We start from the raw sequence: 16,172 nt of genomic DNA, 5'->3' as shown, positions 1-16,172 counted from the left end.
TAAAATCCGTTGGGAGTTAATCCCGTGTGGGTTCAAGTCCCACCGTCCCCACCATCTAATAAATGAATCCATCATCTATCGATGATGGATTTTTTTTGATATCATTCATTTATATATTTAATGTCAATACAAAAAAGCTTTCTATGCAAAAATAATACATAGAAAGCCAGAAATAATCGCTACTAAAAATAATATACCAATTGTTTTAAATATTTCTTTTTTAGAAGCTCCATATTGGATTAACACTAAGATTCCCAATCCAGCATTGGTAATTAATCCAGCCAATAAAGATCCAAAACTCAATGCCTGAGCTATGTATAACTGGCAAAGTATGACCGTTGCAGCACAGTTTGGAATAAAGCCAAAAACAGCTGCAAAAATAGGTTGGAAAACAGAATCAGTCAACAAGAAAGCTTGTAAATTCTCTTCCCCTATCCATTCGATTAATCCTGTAAAAATAAATGTAGTAACAAAAATAAATGCAAATATTTTTAAAGATCTAAGTAAAGCACTAACGATTAAAGGATACTGTGTATAACAACAAGGACAACTGGATCCAACAGCTGTTTCTTCATAATCCTCTTCATCAATATCCTCTTCTTCCATATTTTCAAACTTAATAATATCCGGTTTAAAAATGAAATCTACAATATACCCAACCAATACTGCAATACCAAATTTTAAGATCAACAATATCGGTAATGTAGAATACATTTCCGGATTAGATAATAAGACAGGAATGGCTTCATCGCTAGTGGCAATAAAGACACTAAGCATGGTTCCAAGTGTTATATTCTTTTGAAGATACAACATGGCGGCCAAAATACTAAAACCACATTGTGGCAACAATCCTAACAAGGCCCCAAGAACTGGGCCAAGTTTTTGTAATAGAAAGAAGATACGATCATCATTGCTAGAAGGTCTTCTTTCAAATATTTCAATGATTATATATGTAACTAGTAAGATAGGAAACGTTAACCATGTATCTTCAAATGTATGTGATAATAAATGTAAGATAATATCAATCACCTCTCAACCATTATATTTTACTTAAATCTTTAAAAATGAAAAGCAAAAAGCTCAAAAAAAAGAATAGGCATTCGCCTATTCGATTGGTTTTTGATAAAAATTTCCATAGAAGTTTGCGGTATGATACGTATTAACGATAACTTTAGGATCGACTTTTCGAACATTTTCTATCGCATCGTGAACTTCATAACTGCTCACTACAGCCTTGCATGAATATATCTTTCTTTGACTATATCCACCATATCCTTCAAAAACGCTCATACCATGTCGTACAACTGCCATAAACGCATCAATCACAGGATCTGGATCTGAGGTAATAAATTCTATTGTAACTTGATTATACCGCTGATATAAGCTCGAAATCGCCTTTGTAGACAGGAATTGGAATACAATTGAATATCCTGCGTGAACCCATCCAAAGATAGCTCCAAATATGACCAACATACAACAGTTAAACGCAAATACATAATCCCAAATACCTTTATGGATCTTGTTGGAAACAAACTGAGCTATAAAATCAGTGCCTCCAGTGCTACCACCAGTTCGTAAAGCTAAAGATATGGAGAAGCCCCATAAAAGACCACCAAATAACACATTCAAAGTCTGATCATCGATAAAGGGTTCAAAGGTGAAAATTTCCAGGAATAATGAAACCAGACCAAATTGAAGGCAGCTCAAGAAAGTAAAACGTTTAGAAACATATTTATAACATAAGATAGCCGCTGGTGCATTTAATAAGATAATTCCTACAGAAACCGGAAAATTAATTCCAACAAGTGCCAAGATCTTATTTATCAATAAAGAAATACCTGTAAAACCACCCGATAAAAGGTTTGAAGGTTCCATAAATACCTGCATGATATACACCTGAACAAAAGCACTCAAGGTAACCATAAATACGGAAATACAAAAACGGATCTTTTTCTGTTTTTGAAGTTCTTTCAATGTATCTAACATATTAACAACTCCTTGTTGACACCATTCCACTATAGACCTATAAAATTTTGATTTCAATCAAAAAATTAACTTTTTTTACATTTGTATACAAATCATGAAATGTTGTTTTTAAACTGTAGAAAATTTAAAAAAAGAGGAGTTTCAACTCCTCTTTAATAACAGATCTTATTTATAAAGTTCAACAAGTCTCTGTAAGTGTTCGAAACGTTCTTTAGCCGCCTTTTCAGATTCACTGAATAGTTTTTCAGCTCTTTCTGGGAATGGTTTAACTAAACGAGTGTAACGAGCTTCGTTATTTAAGAATTCCTGATAAGAACCGTCACCTTCTTTTGAAGTTAATGTGAATGGGTTCTGTCCAGCTTTCTTCTTATCTGGATTGAATGAGAATAAGTTCCAGTAACCAGCTTTAACAGCTTTCTTCATTTCATCCTGACAGTGGTTCATACCACCCTTAGCGATACCGTGTAATTCACATGGAGCATAACCGATGATCAATGATGGTCCATCGTAAGCTTCAGCCTCAGCAATACACTTAATAGCCTGAGCTGGGTTAGCACCAAGAGCAATCTGAGCTACATATACATATCCGTAAGTCATAGCGATTTCAGCAAGTGATTTTTTCTTCAATTCTTTACCTGCTGCAGCGAACTGACAAACTTCACCAATGTTAGAAGCTTTAGATGCCTGTCCACCAGTATTTGAGTACATTTCTGTATCAAATACCATTACGTTTACGTTTTCACCAGAAGCAAGTACGTGGTCTAGTCCACCGAAACCGATGTCATAAGCCCAACCATCTCCACCAAAGATCCATACAGATTTTTTAGCAAGATACTGTTTCTTAGTTAATACTTCTTTAGCATCTTCACATCCATTTTCAGCAGCCTTTTCAAGTTCAGCAATCAATGCTTTTGCAGCTGGTGCATTAGCACGAGTATCCTCTTTTGTTTCCATGAACTTATCATAAGCAGCTTTGAATTCTTCAGTTGCGTTTTCGCATTCTGCCATCTGAGACAATTTAGTGATTGCTTGTTCACGCAATACTTTCTGTCCTAAATGCATACCATAACCATGTTCAGCGTTATCTTCGAATAAAGAGTTAGCCCAAGCTGGTCCCTGTAAGCTATCTTTATTTACAGTGTAAGGACATGTAGCAGCTGGTCCACCCCAAATTGATGAACATCCAGTTGCATTAGAGATATACATCTGTTCACCAAATAACTGAGTTACTAAGCGAGCATATGAAGTTTCAGCACAACCTGCACATGAACCAGAGAACTCTAACAATGGCTGGTTGTATTGAGAACCGATAACTGTGTTATCAGCAAAGTTTGTTTTCTTCTTACCTACATTAGCTACTAGGTAATCAAATACTGGCTGCTGATCTGCCTGAGATTCCTGAGGTACCATCTTGATAGCGCCTGTTGGACATACAGTGATACATTCACCACATCCCATACAGTCAAGTGGAGTAACGCTCATAGTATACTTCATACCTGGAGCATGTTTAGAATCTGCAAGTTTGATATTTTCTGGAGCAGCTTCAGCTTCTTTTTCATCAAGGATGAATGGACGAATTGTAGCATGTGAACATACGAATGCACACTGGTTACACTGGATACACTTAGTAGCATCCCATTCAGGAACTGTAACAGCTGTACCACGTTTTTCGTAAGCAGCAGCACCAGTTTCCCATTGTCCATCAGCATTGTCTTTGAATGCAGATACTGGAAGGCTGTCACCATTCATGATGTTAACTGGATTCATGATATCCTGAACCATCTTAACAGTAGCTGGGCGTCCTTTTAATGGAGCAGGTGCAGCATCTGGTTCTGGATTTGACCAAGAAGCTGGGATTTCTACTTTATGAGTTGCATCTACACCAGCATCGATAGCTTTGTAGTTCATTTCTACAACTGCATCACCTTTTTTAGAATATGATTTCTTAGCAGCTTCTTTCATGTATTGAACAGCTTCATCAATAGGCATGATGTTAGCTAATTTAAAGAATGCTGACTGAAGGATCGTGTTAGTACGTTTACCCATACCAATTTCGATTGCTTTATCGATTGCGTTAATAGTATATAGCTGAATGTTGTTATCAGCGATATATTTCTTAGCTTCAGCTGGCATATGTTTGTCTAATTCTTCATCAGACCACTGGCAGTTGATCATGAATACACCACCAGGTTTTACATCTTGAACCATCTTATATCCTTTAACTACATAAGAAGGGTTATGACAAGCTACGAAGTCAGCCTGGTTGATGTAGTAAGGAGATTTGATTGGGTTATCACCAAAACGTAAGTGAGAAATAGTGATACCACCTGTTTTCTTAGAGTCATACTGGAAGTATGCCTGAATATATTTATCAGTATGGTCACCGATGATCTTAGTTGAGTTCTTGTTAGCACCAACAGTACCATCTCCACCAAGTCCCCAGAATTTACATTCTACAGTTCCAGGAGCTGAAGTGATTGGAGCTGGTTTAACTTCTGGCAATGACAAGTAAGTTACGTCATCGACAATACCAATTGTGAAACGAGGTTTTGGTTCATCTTTCAACAATTCAGTGTATACGGCAAATACGCTTGATGGTGGAGTATCTTTAGAACCCAAACCATAACGACCTGCGCAAACTTTGATTGTATCCAATCCTGCTTCACGAAGTGTTGTAACAACATCCAAGTATAATGGATCACCTAATGCACCAGGTTCTTTTGTACGGTCAAGAACAGCAATTTTCTTAACTGTTTCTGGAAGAACTGCCAATAAGTGTTTGCTAGACCAAGGGCGATATAAACGAACTTTGATCAAACCAACTTTTTCACCTTTAGCTGTTAAGTAATCGATAACCTCTTCTGCAACGTCATTGATTGAACCCATTGCGATAATTACACGATCAGCATCTGGAGCACCATAGTAGTTGAATAGACCATAGTTAGTTCCTAATTTTTCGTTGATCTTGTTCATGTATTTTTCTACAACAGCTGGTAATGCATCGTAAACAGAGTTACATGCTTCACGGTGCTGGAAGAAAATATCTCCGTTTTCATGAGAACCGCGCATTGTTGGATGTTCTGGGTTCAAAGCATGGTTACGGAATTCTTCAACTGCATCCATTGGACACATTTCTTTTAGATCTTCATAGTCCCATTTTTCGATCTTCTGAATTTCGTGAGATGTACGGAATCCATCGAAGAAGTTGATAAATGGCACTTTACCTTCAAGAGCAGCTAAGTGAGCTACTGGAGATAAATCCATAACTTCCTGTGGGTTTGTTTCACAAAGCATTGCGAAACCTGTCTGACGACATGCATAAACGTCGCTGTGATCACCAAAGATGTTCAATGCATGTGTTGCAACAGTACGTGCAGAAACATCGAAAACACATGGTAATTGCTCAGCGGCAATTTTATACATATTAGGAATCATTAACAATAATCCCTGTGATGCAGTAAATGTAGTTGTCAAAGCACCAGCAGCCAAAGAACCGTGAACGGCACCGGCAGCACCAGCCTCAGACTGTAGTTCACTTACTACAACTTGATTTCCGAAAATGTTCTTCTGTCCAGCAGCTGCCCACTGATCTACAGAGTCAGCCATAGGACTAGATGGTGTAATGGGGTAAATCGCGGCAACTTCAGTATACGCATAGGCAACGTGAGCCGCAGCAGTATTACCATCCATTGATTGTTTTGCTCTAGGCATGATAACTTTGTCCTCCTTATCCTGATTAGTAAAACTATACCTGTATTATTATACGATTTTAGAAAGCGTTTTTAAAGGAAAATTTCATTTTTAACGTTAATTATGTTTAACATAGCTAACTAATAAATAATTTGGTACAGCAAACATATGCTGTACCAAAATTAACTATTCTTTTCCTAATAATTTAAACATGTTCTTTTTATAAACTTCAACACCTGGCTGGTTAAATGGATTTGAGTCATTCATCAAAGTAGTCATTGCGATTGCTTTAAAGAAGAACATGCACATATTACCAAAACTGTATGCACTCATATCCGGCATTGTTAACAAGATATTTGGAACACCACCTGTTTCTTCGTGTGCCATCAATGTTCCCTGAGCCGCCATTTTATTTGCCCAGTCAACGCTCTTTCCTGCAAGATAATTCATACCATCTTCATTGGCTTCATCATTAGGGAAAGTAACATCGATCATTGGTTTATCTACATAAAGATTTGTTTCAAATAACACTTTCTTTCCTTCCTGAACAAATTGTCCTAAAGAATGAAGATCCGTTGAGAAACATACAGAATCAGGTAAAATACCCTTTCCATCTTTACCTTCACTTTCACCGAATAATTGTTTCCACCATTCAGCAACCATTTGCATCTGCGGTTCATAGTTTACAAATAATTCAACATCATATCCTTCATTTTGTAAGATACGACGCGCTACGGCATAACGATATGCAGGGTTTTTATCTAAATCTGGATCACCATATTCTCCCATTCCATCATGAAGACCTTTCATAAGTTCATCAATATCGATACCTGCTACGGCAATAGGTAATAATCCAACAGGAGTAATAACTGAGAAACGTCCACCAATATCATCTGGAATTACAAAAGTTTCATAACCTTCTTTAGTTGCAAGCGTTTTTAGAGTTCCACGTGCTTTATCCGTTGTGGCAATAATTCGGTTCTTAGCTTCATCACCATATTTTTCTTCCATAAATTGTTTTAAGATACGGAATGCTAAAGCTGTTTCCGTTGTTGTTCCTGATTTAGAAATAACATTAACCGTTACTTCTTTATCTTTGATATAGTCCATTACCTGTGCAATATATGAGCTTGAGAATGTATTTCCCATATAAATGATTTCTGGTTTTTTATCTGCATAAAGACCATTGATCATTTCGATAGCCGCACGCGCTCCAAGATATGAACCACCTATACCGCATACAACGAAAACTTCACTGTTTTCACGAATCTTTTTAGCACATTCTTTGATACGAGCAAACTCTTCTCTATCATAGTCATTTGCCCAAGTCATCCAGCCAATGAAATCATTGCCTAGACAAGTTTTAGAAACAAGCTGTTTATCGAGTGATACGACTTGTTCCTGATAATCTTTCACATTTTCTTTTAAATGAGCGTGATTTAGATCTAACTGAATCATATTAATCTACCTCCGGTTTTTGATTTCAATGCAATTATACCACGATTTTTAATTTTGTGTGCTATAATACATAATGTTTAAGGAGAGTGAAACGTATGATCCCCTCAGCACTTTACCCTCTTGTATCCGCATTGCTTGCCAATGTTGTTGCACAGGTAGGTAAAACGATCGTTTATTATTTCAAGTCAGGAAAGTGGGATCTTCACTGGGTCATTGCCAGTGGTGGTTTTCCAAGCTCCCACAGTTCGACAGTCACTGCACTGTCCATGGCTGTAGGAATTCAGGAAGGATTTGATTCGACATTATTTGCGATCACGGCAATTTTTTCCTTTATAGTAATGTATGATGCCTGTCATGTGCGATACTATTCAGGGAAAAATATTGAATTGGTCAAACAACTGGTTGATGATTTAAAAGAAGCTTCTCTGATTGAATTCGATGAACCGATTTATCAGGAACAACTTAAAAGTGTTCTGGGTCATAAATTTATCGAAGTAGTCGGTGGATTCGTTGTTGGATTGATCATACCACTACTATTGACACCTTTGATTTTTTAATAGATTGGAGTTGAAACTATGGCTGAAGAAACAATGGAAATGCCAGATGGCATGGCAGTCGAAGCATGCCTCGATAAGATTCGTCCTTATATACAACATGACGGCGGTGACATTGAACTTTTAGGTATTGATGAACATGCTTATGTTTATGTTGCTTTTAGAGGAGCCTGTGCTGGATGTATGATGGCAACAGAGGATTTCTCAAGCGGAATCAAGCTTCTATTAATGGATGAAGTCCCTGGCATTCGCGATGTTATCCTTGTTGGATAAATCTTGATGCATAGAATTAGAATGAATAAGAAGAATTCGTAAATTACGAATTCTTTTTTTATAAAAAAAACTGATAGAGAATTTCTCTATCAGACAATTAAACCTCAATAATATTTTTGATTCCTGCTTCTTTGACGATATTTTTAAATGTTTCTAATTCATCTGGAGCAAAAGGCTTAAGCTTTCCAGGCTCATATTTCATATCTACAAGATCATACTTGCTGGAAGCCAAAGGATTGTAATTCAACAATTCATATTTTACTTCCGGATATAAGTTGAATATAAAACTTGAAATTTGACTTAAGTTTCTCTCAGTCGCATTATAGCCAGGAATAAGAGGTGTACGAATGATTACTTTATCTTTATGCTCACTCGTTAATAAATATTCAATGTTTTGCAGGATCTTTTGATTAGAAACTCCAGTCATCGCTTTATGATCCGTTTCATCAAACACTTTTAAATCGGCAAAGATTAAATCAAGATATGGAACAACCTGCTTAACAAGCTCAAGATTAGCATAAAAACTAGACTCAATTGCAGTATGAATGCCACGTTTCTTACATTCCTTTAAGATATCAACTAGAAAATCTTTTTGAAGAAAAGGCTCTCCTCCGCTAAAGGTTACCCCACCATTTCGTTTAAAGAAAACTCTATCCTCTTCAATTTTGGATATTAATTCTTCTACAGTATATAAAGTTGAATCATAACGTATAGCTGAAGATGGACAAATATGAACCAAATTATCAAAATTACCTGAATATTCTTTATTAAAATATGGTCGCTCTTCATAATGCATTTGATTTGGCATACTTGCCTTTTCACATAGACGACAATGGATGCAGTTTTTCTCAAACCATAAAACTCTAGGCTTTGTTTCTAAACCTTCTGGATTTTGACACCACTTACAACGTAATGGACAACCTTTAAAGAAAATCGTTGTTCGAATGCCGTATCCATCATGAACCGCAAATCGTTTTATATCAAACACATACGCTTTAGATGTGGTCATATGTAGTTCTCTCTATGATCTCGTCCTGCAATTTACCAGCCAGTTCGACAAAATAAGCTGTATAGCCGGCCACACGAATCGTTAAAGAACGATGATTTTCAGGATGCACTTTAGCATCTAAAAGATCTTCTTTTCTTACAACATTAAACTGAATATGACAAACTTTTAAATCGACAAAAGCTCTTAGGAAATCTTCAAATTTATCTAGACCAGATTGTGTGCTAAAGAATTCTGGTAAGAATTTCATATTCAACAATCCACCATTGGTTGTACAGCTGTTACTGATGCGAGAAACAGACTTTAATACCGCGGTAGGACCAGACATGTCTCTACCATAAACAGCTGATAAACCACCATCTGCTAAAGGCGTCATTGCATTTCGTCCATCTGGACTAGCGCCTACATTTTCTCCCATTGGAACATGTGCACTCACTGTATACATACCAGTATGATACTTTCCGCCACGATAATTTGTATAATCTTTCATACGATTTCTAAAATACATGGCCCATTTTGCACCAAGTTCATCAACCCAGGCAACATCGTTTCCGTATTTTTCAACTTTATTCAATAACATCGTTTGCGTTATTTCATGGCCCTTAAAATCCGCCTGTAAAGCACTTAACAATTCATGTTTTGAAATTCTATTTTCATCATAAATAAGTTTCTTTAATGCAGCTAGAGAATCTGCTAAATTCGCAACCTGAATCATTTGAATTCCTGAAAGATTATACTTGGCACCACCACGTGTTACATCCAATCCATTATCGATGCAATCATCAATAACACAGGATAAGAATGCTGTAGGAAGACAATCTTGATGTGCTTTTTCGACTACAACCTCAGCTTTCATCATCTCTTCGATAAAATAATCAATCTGTTTTTTAAAAGCCGCTTCTAAATCTTCAAAAGTTTCATATGTTTCAAGATTTCCCAGATCCAATCCAATCTTCTTATTCGTTAACAAACAAATTCCATTATTTAAAGTAAGCTCTAAAACTTTATTAAAATTGAACATAGCGGCATCGGACCAGCCTAAATTGTTTCCATGAGTCGTTAATTCTACACAACCTACGATTGCATAATTCAACGCATCTTTATAATCAATTCCCAGATCTTCATGCATCGCATGAACGATGGCTTCATCATTAAAAAATTGTGGCATACCGCTTCCCTTGGCAACAACTTTAATGGCCTCCTGCATCAATTCATGAGAAGAGTTTTTATTCAAACGTACAGACAAGTTAGGCTGAGGCAAACCTAAATCATATTGCGCATCTAAACACAATAAAGATAAATCGTTGTAAGTATCATTTCCATCTTGATCAAGGCCTCCAATAGCGACGTTAAAACCAATTGGGAATCCCGCAAAATATTTGGCACTATTTTTGTTGCGCAAGTATACGATCTGATTAAATTTTAACCATAGACATTCCATTAACTCTAAAGCTTCTTGACGAGTCATATAGCCAGAAGCAATATCTGAACGATAATATGGGTACAAATATTGATCCATTCTTCCTGGAGAGAAGCTCGATGCATTGGATTCCATATGTAACACAACAAATAAGAACCATAATGATTGTAAAGCTTCATGGAATGTTTCCGGTGCTCTTTGCGTTAAGGCTAAACAAATATCTGCAACATTTTGTAAAGACTCACGATATTGATCATCTACATCATCAAGCATCGCATAAATATGATCATGATATCTTTTCATGAAATCTTTTACACCATCTAAAACAATTAATGTGCATTCATAAAATTCTTCCTGTTCAGGCTTGCAGTATTTTTGTTTCTGATGAATCTTGTCAATTAATCCATTGACACCTAAACGCAACCACATTTCTGTATCCGGACAAATATGACCCTGGGCATGATCTTTTTGATTGATCTTTACCACTTTAGCAATTTCATCAATCTTTTCTCCATAGTTATGACGAATTACATCTTCCATAGAACGCCCTTTCCAGTATGGATAGATGGTTTCTCTAAATTCTTTGATATCTTCATCATGTACTAAGAACTTATCTTGATCACGTGTAGGTAGGGTTTCAAATTCACGATCAATCCATGAACAACCGCTTTCTGGGAATACAACTCCATAACGTACCCCTTTTGTACGATTTCCTACGATCAGTTCTTCAGGTTCAACACCAATTTCTAATTCTCTTAATGCAGCAGCTAAAGATAAAGCACGCTTTTTAGGTGTACTTAATTCTTCATTTTCCTTATATACACGAGTAATAATTCTTGCCTGCTCAATGGAAGCATAGCGAGGCGCTTCTAACATTCTCTTTTTTAAGATTTCGATTCTTTCATTATTCTTCAATTTAGCCATACAATCATCTCCTACACTCATTATACCTGATTTATTATTAGTTTCAATTGTTTTTTATTATTTTTTATTGTTTGTTAAAAAAACCTGTAGCCTATCAAACTACAGGTCAATATATTTTAAACCATTTGAGGAAGGAAATATTTGATCATGAGTTCCCACCAAGGCCAGTCATGATATACATCATGTCCCCAGAAATCCACCCATGCGTTAATTCCTTTTTCATACATAATAGAAGCTAATTCCCCTAAAGTTGCCTTACAAACATCTTCCCAGCTTCCCTGTCCAACAACAAAGATAATTTGAGAATTATTATACTTTTGAATATATGGATGGTTTGGATCCATCATCGAAAGATACGCACATGGGTTATTTAAATACGTATTTTCATCGTGATATCCACCATAGTATTCTTCCATATTATAAACACCTGAAATTCCTAAAACCTTATCGAAGCGATCTGGAAAGCGGAAAAATAAATTGGCTGCATGTGTTCCGCCCATGCTTGCACCCATTGTCATACATTTTGAGTCAGCTGGAAGACCTGCTTTATATAAAGCACTAGGCACTAATTCATCCATAACATAGTGTACCCATTGCTCCTGCAGTCTCATTCTATGAGCTGTATTCCCAAAGGCAGACCATGTTTCTTTATCTATGGAATCAACAGTACAAAACTGAATACGTCCTTGATCGATCAAATCCTCTACCTGTTCAAACATGTGACGATCTTCCCACTCAAAAAAGCGACCATCCTGACAAGGAAAGACAAAACACATCTTTCCGGCATGTCCATACATTTTAAATTCCATAAATCGATCTAAGTTCTGTGAATATTCTCTAAAATAACGAATTTGCATAAAATATCGACCTTTCCTTATAATATTAATACAGGAATTATAGCACAATTCATTGAGTTTTTTTATGCATTGCCTTATAATTGTTGTGTTTTTTAACAGGAAAGAGAGTGAATAAAATGTCAAACAAAGAAAAAATCTTAAACATTGCGGTCATCGCCCATGTCGATGCTGGAAAAAGTACATTGGTTGACGCATTTTTAAGACAAAGTGATGTTTTTAGAGATAATGAAGAAGTCGTAGACTGTATCATGGATTCCAACGATTTAGAAAGAGAACGTGGAATTACCATTTATTCAAAGAACTGCTCTGTCATTCACGATGGAGTCAAGATCAATATTGTTGACACACCAGGCCATGCCGACTTTTCAAGTGAAGTTGAACGTATCATTCGTACAGTGGATACAGTTATATTATTGGTTGATGCAAGTGAAGGACCAATGCCGCAAACACGTTTTGTTCTTTCAAAAGCTCTGGAAATTGGATTAAAACCGATTCTTCTAATTAATAAGATTGATAAAAAAGATCAAAGAGCGGAAGAAGTTGTGGATGAAGTATATGAGCTTTTCCTTGAACTAAACGCAAATGATGAACAGTTGGATTTCCCAATTCTGTACGGAATTGCCCGTGAAGGTATCGTACAATACGATTTAAATACCCCAAGTGATTCTATTGAACCATTATTTAAGACAATCTTAAAACACTGTGATGTATATCCTGATTTGGATGACGACCCTGTTCAAATGCAAGTATCTGCCCTAGCCTATGATGAATACATTGGACGTCTAGGTATTGGAAGAATCTACAAAGGTGTTTTGAAACCAGGAACACAATATATTCGTTGTAATCAAGACGGTTTGGAAAAAAAGGAAACAATTTCAAAAATTTTTGTATATAAAGGTTTATCTAGAACCGATGTAAAAGAAGCTCATTCTGGAGACATTGTTGTGATTGCAGGAATGCCGGATATCAGCATTGGTGATACGATCTGTGATCCAGAACACATTGAACCTATGGAACAAATCGAAATTGAAGAACCAACTCTATCAATGAATTTCCATGTCAATTCATCTCCTTTTGCCGGACAGAGCGGAAAATTCGTTACGAGTCGAAATTTAAAAGAAAGACTTGAAAAAGAATTGGAAGTAAATGTAGGATTACGTGTAGAACCAACAGACAGCGCCGACTGCTTCAAAGTCAGTGGGCGTGGTGAATTACACATTTCTATTTTAATTGAAAATATGCGTCGTGAAGGATATGAATTAGCCGTCAGCAAACCAGAAGTTATCTTGCACCGTGATGAAAACGGAACAAAAGTTGAACCAATTGAAGAAGTTGTATGTCTTGCCCCAAGCGAATATCAAGGTACTATCATCAATAAACTGAATTTGCGAAAAGGTGTCATGCAGGATATGGAGGAAGAAAATGGTTATGTTAAGATTACATATCTTGCACCAACCCGTGGATTATTGGGCTTTAGAAGTGAATTTATTAACGATACACACGGTGAAGGAACTCTAGTTCGTCGTATTTCAGGCTATGAACCATATAAAGGTGAAATCACGCAACGTATGCAAGGTGCAATGATTTCTACAGAAACAGGTCAAGCTATGACATATGCTTTATGGAATCTACAAGAACGTGGACAGTTATTTATTTCTCCACAAACAGAAGTTTATGAAGGAATGATCATTGGAGAAAGTGCTAAGAATATTGATATGGACGTCAATCCACTTAAGAATAAAAAACTAACAGCAATTCGTTCCAGTGGACGTGATGAAGCTATGTTATTAACACCACCACGTATCTTCTCCCTAGAGGAAGCATTAGAGTGGATCAATGATGATGAACTTGTAGAAGTAACTCCTGATGCAATTCGTATTCGTAAAAAAGGATTAACGGCACAAGATCGTAGAAATCTATATCGTGAAAAAATGGCACAAAATAAAGACTAGTAATAAGGAACTCAACAGTTGTATCACAACTGATGAGTTTTTTTATGCAGTACTCGTTAGAATATAAAATTAAATAATCATTTTATTTCAAAGGAAATTGTATAGAAAATACACCGATGAAGAGTCTCAATGTGATTATGGATGTATTAATAATTCAAAAGATATATTATTAGTTTCGATCAATAATCGATATAAAAACATTTAATCTTCAATTTATTGATATAACTCATATTAGGTAATCGCAAGCATAAAAAGATCCTTCTTCCACATCTAGAGTAAAAAAATAACAAACTATTTTTGCAGCCTCTTCACGATTAAAAAGGGATTTACTAACTGTCTACTTCCGTATATTCTCTTTACGTTGCTCTTGATAAAATCAAAATCATCTAAAAAACACAATTTTTCTGTTAAGCACAGAATTGATCTAAAATTTTTAGAAGAGTTAGATTCATATTTAATTGCATAAAGGTAGAGTCCAATATGATATCCTTTATGTAGATAATATAATATATCAACAATTTAAAGGTTAAACGTATAAAAAAGAGATTGAGTCTTTTGATGTATAGGCAACAATCCCTTAAATAATAAAAATGAATCGATTTATTTATGTTAGTACAACTGCACAGATGCAATACAATATAATAATAGTCTTTTTTAATTTGTCGTTTGATGATGCACTACATACGATTTTTTTGTTAAAGGGTAGAACTTATACCCTCTGTCTTTGTAAAATTTAATAATATCAGGTAAAGCCTCAACAGTAGAATTTTTCGTTGCTGAATCATGAAACAAAAGATTAATTTGATCAAACTTATCAGTACAACTTGACTGAATGATCTGCTCTTTTGAAATGTCATTTCCTGCAGCATCACTTGAACTAACATTCCAATCAAAATACTGATAGCCCCTTTCATTTACCATTTTTACTAACTCGCTCATGATACCTGGCGAATACTTTGCACTAATGCTATTTGAAGATCCTCCTGGAAAGCGAATAATATCCGATTTTTGTCCAGTGATAGATTCAACCATGGAATTAATTTGATCCAAATCATTAAAATACGCATTTGTCGATGAATATATGTTTTTATAATCATGTGAATACGTATGTAAACCAATCGAATGTCCTTGTTCAAAGGCTTCTTTTATGAAATCATTATATGATGGAGCATGTCCAGTTACAAAGAAAGTAGCTTTTACATCATATTCTTTTAGGATGTCCAATACTTTAATTGTATTTTCGCTAGGGCCATCATCAAATGTCAAATAGACAATTTTTTTGTTATATTCTGGATTCTCTTTTACTTCAACCTTAACATCTTGGTCAACTATATTATTTGATCGATCTGTAGCTTTTACATGAATAGAGTAAATTCCAGGCGAAAAGGTATCAACTTGACTTGTGTCGAGTTCAAGTTGTGGATTAGGATCTAAGTCATCCTTTACTCTAATTTTAGATGCAAAATCTTCCATCGAACCTTGTAAAACTTGAATGGCTTTTTTATTTTTGATTTCTGGCGGAGTTTTATCTTCTAAACGTTCCAAGATTACTTTTTTTGTTGTACTATTTCCATAAATATCTTTAGCTAGTATATTTAATTTTTGTTTTCCCTTCTTCTTTAATTCTGGAACATTTTCAAAAGATAAAGTAACTTTAGACGAATCTTTGATATTTTTTACAAACAATTCCGGAGTGATATGTTCTTGCAAATCCGTTTTAACGTTTTTAACTTCTAAGATTGGTGCTTTTGAATCTATTACTTTAACTTTAATTGTTTTCTTTCTATCTTTATATTGATAAGTTAAAGAATATACGCCGGGAGTATTCGTATCAACCTTACCTTTGATTTTTAAATCTTTGATATCTCCATAAACAATATTCAATACATTTTCATACGGATCAAATTGAGTACCAATTTCTATTATGGGATCTTGTTGAACCAAAAGAATAGGATTCCAGTAATAAAAGATACCAAATAAAATGTAAATAAGAGCGACAACAGATAAATAGAGTAACTTTTTCATAAATCTTCCTTAGAAAAAGTATATAAT

11 protein-coding genes are annotated in these 16,172 nt (G+C 35.4%); 3 read left to right on the top strand and 8 right to left on the bottom strand.

Going from position 1 to position 16,172, the window contains the following annotated elements; all coding sequences use genetic code 11:
• Nucleotides 1-141 precede the first annotated feature (141 nt).
• The 4 genes from HMPREF0367_RS06465 to HMPREF0367_RS06450 form a co-directional block, all read right to left on the bottom strand.
• Nucleotides 142-1,029: a putative manganese transporter gene (locus tag HMPREF0367_RS06465; RefSeq protein WP_049940508.1), complete on the bottom strand. Its 888-nt coding sequence runs from the start codon at nucleotides 1,027-1,029 to the stop codon at nucleotides 142-144.
• 75 nt (nucleotides 1,030-1,104) lie between these two features.
• Nucleotides 1,105-1,986: a YitT family protein gene (locus HMPREF0367_RS06460; RefSeq protein WP_022355915.1), complete on the bottom strand. Its 882-nt coding sequence runs from the start codon at nucleotides 1,984-1,986 to the stop codon at nucleotides 1,105-1,107.
• Between the two features lie 165 nt (nucleotides 1,987-2,151).
• A complete protein-coding gene (nifJ, locus tag HMPREF0367_RS06455) occupies nucleotides 2,152-5,697 on the bottom strand; it encodes a pyruvate:ferredoxin (flavodoxin) oxidoreductase (RefSeq protein ID WP_035402395.1) in 3,546 nt (1,181 codons plus the stop codon).
• A gap of 165 nt (nucleotides 5,698-5,862) precedes the next feature.
• Nucleotides 5,863-7,134 (bottom strand): glucose-6-phosphate isomerase, encoded by a 1,272-nt coding sequence (locus HMPREF0367_RS06450; RefSeq protein WP_035402392.1) that lies wholly within the window; start codon nucleotides 7,132-7,134, stop codon nucleotides 5,863-5,865.
• Nucleotides 7,135-7,229: 95 nt separating this feature from the next.
• Here HMPREF0367_RS06450 and HMPREF0367_RS06445 point away from each other — a divergent pair, with 95 nt between their 5' ends.
• Together HMPREF0367_RS06445 and HMPREF0367_RS06440 are read left to right on the top strand one after the other, a co-directional pair.
• The gene (locus tag HMPREF0367_RS06445) at nucleotides 7,230-7,691 is read left to right on the top strand and encodes a divergent PAP2 family protein (RefSeq protein ID WP_015535208.1); all 462 of its coding nucleotides are present in this window, start codon (nucleotides 7,230-7,232) and stop codon (nucleotides 7,689-7,691) included.
• 18 nt (nucleotides 7,692-7,709) lie between these two features.
• The gene (locus HMPREF0367_RS06440) at nucleotides 7,710-7,961 is read left to right on the top strand and encodes a NifU family protein (RefSeq protein WP_015535209.1); all 252 of its coding nucleotides are present in this window, start codon (nucleotides 7,710-7,712) and stop codon (nucleotides 7,959-7,961) included.
• Between the two features lie 97 nt (nucleotides 7,962-8,058).
• Here HMPREF0367_RS06440 and HMPREF0367_RS06435 read toward each other — a convergent pair whose 3' ends face one another.
• The 3 genes from HMPREF0367_RS06435 to HMPREF0367_RS06425 all read right to left on the bottom strand — a co-directional run bounded on the left by HMPREF0367_RS06435 (nucleotide 8,059) and on the right by HMPREF0367_RS06425 (nucleotide 12,168).
• Complete coding sequence (locus tag HMPREF0367_RS06435; protein ID WP_035402389.1) at nucleotides 8,059-8,970, bottom strand: glycyl-radical enzyme activating protein; 912 nt, start codon at nucleotides 8,968-8,970, stop codon at nucleotides 8,059-8,061.
• Complete coding sequence (locus HMPREF0367_RS06430; RefSeq protein ID WP_035402386.1) at nucleotides 8,957-11,311, bottom strand: glycyl radical protein; 2,355 nt, start codon at nucleotides 11,309-11,311, stop codon at nucleotides 8,957-8,959. The genes HMPREF0367_RS06435 and HMPREF0367_RS06430 overlap by 14 nt, the downstream gene beginning before the upstream one ends.
• A 116-nt stretch (nucleotides 11,312-11,427) precedes the next feature.
• Nucleotides 11,428-12,168 (bottom strand): esterase family protein, encoded by a 741-nt coding sequence (locus HMPREF0367_RS06425; RefSeq protein ID WP_022355919.1) that lies wholly within the window; start codon nucleotides 12,166-12,168, stop codon nucleotides 11,428-11,430.
• A gap of 116 nt (nucleotides 12,169-12,284) precedes the next feature.
• Here HMPREF0367_RS06425 and typA point away from each other — a divergent pair, with 116 nt between their 5' ends.
• A complete protein-coding gene (gene typA, locus HMPREF0367_RS06420) occupies nucleotides 12,285-14,120 on the top strand; it encodes a translational GTPase TypA (protein WP_022355920.1) in 1,836 nt (611 codons plus the stop codon).
• A gap of 654 nt (nucleotides 14,121-14,774) precedes the next feature.
• On the opposite strand, the gene HMPREF0367_RS06415 is transcribed toward typA, so the two are convergent.
• Nucleotides 14,775-16,145 (bottom strand): polysaccharide deacetylase family protein, encoded by a 1,371-nt coding sequence (locus HMPREF0367_RS06415; RefSeq protein ID WP_035402383.1) that lies wholly within the window; start codon nucleotides 16,143-16,145, stop codon nucleotides 14,775-14,777.
• Between the last annotated feature and the right edge of the window lie 27 nt (nucleotides 16,146-16,172).

It is taken from the genome of Faecalitalea cylindroides ATCC 27803, assembly GCF_000469305.1.
Lineage (GTDB): Bacteria > Bacillota_I > Bacilli_A > Erysipelotrichales > Erysipelotrichaceae > Faecalitalea > Faecalitalea cylindroides.
Note: the sequence above shows the minus strand (reverse complement) of the source record. Positions and strands in the feature narration are given on the sequence as shown.

Coding starts and splice junctions, on each gene's coding strand:
- HMPREF0367_RS06460 (WP_022355915.1), bottom strand. CDS start 1,986: ATGTTAGATACATTGAAAGAACTTCAAAAACAGAAAAAGATCCGTTTT.
- nifJ (WP_035402395.1), bottom strand. CDS start 5,697: ATGCCTAGAGCAAAACAATCAATGGATGGTAATACTGCTGCGGCTCAC.
- HMPREF0367_RS06450 (WP_035402392.1), bottom strand. CDS start 7,134: ATGATTCAGTTAGATCTAAATCACGCTCATTTAAAAGAAAATGTGAAA.
- HMPREF0367_RS06445 (WP_015535208.1), top strand. CDS start 7,230: ATGATCCCCTCAGCACTTTACCCTCTTGTATCCGCATTGCTTGCCAAT.
- HMPREF0367_RS06440 (WP_015535209.1), top strand. CDS start 7,710: ATGGCTGAAGAAACAATGGAAATGCCAGATGGCATGGCAGTCGAAGCA.
- HMPREF0367_RS06435 (WP_035402389.1), bottom strand. CDS start 8,970: ATGACCACATCTAAAGCGTATGTGTTTGATATAAAACGATTTGCGGTT.
- HMPREF0367_RS06430 (WP_035402386.1), bottom strand. CDS start 11,311: ATGGCTAAATTGAAGAATAATGAAAGAATCGAAATCTTAAAAAAGAGA.
- HMPREF0367_RS06425 (WP_022355919.1), bottom strand. CDS start 12,168: ATGCAAATTCGTTATTTTAGAGAATATTCACAGAACTTAGATCGATTT.
- typA (WP_022355920.1), top strand. CDS start 12,285: ATGTCAAACAAAGAAAAAATCTTAAACATTGCGGTCATCGCCCATGTC.
- HMPREF0367_RS06415 (WP_035402383.1), bottom strand. CDS start 16,145: ATGAAAAAGTTACTCTATTTATCTGTTGTCGCTCTTATTTACATTTTA.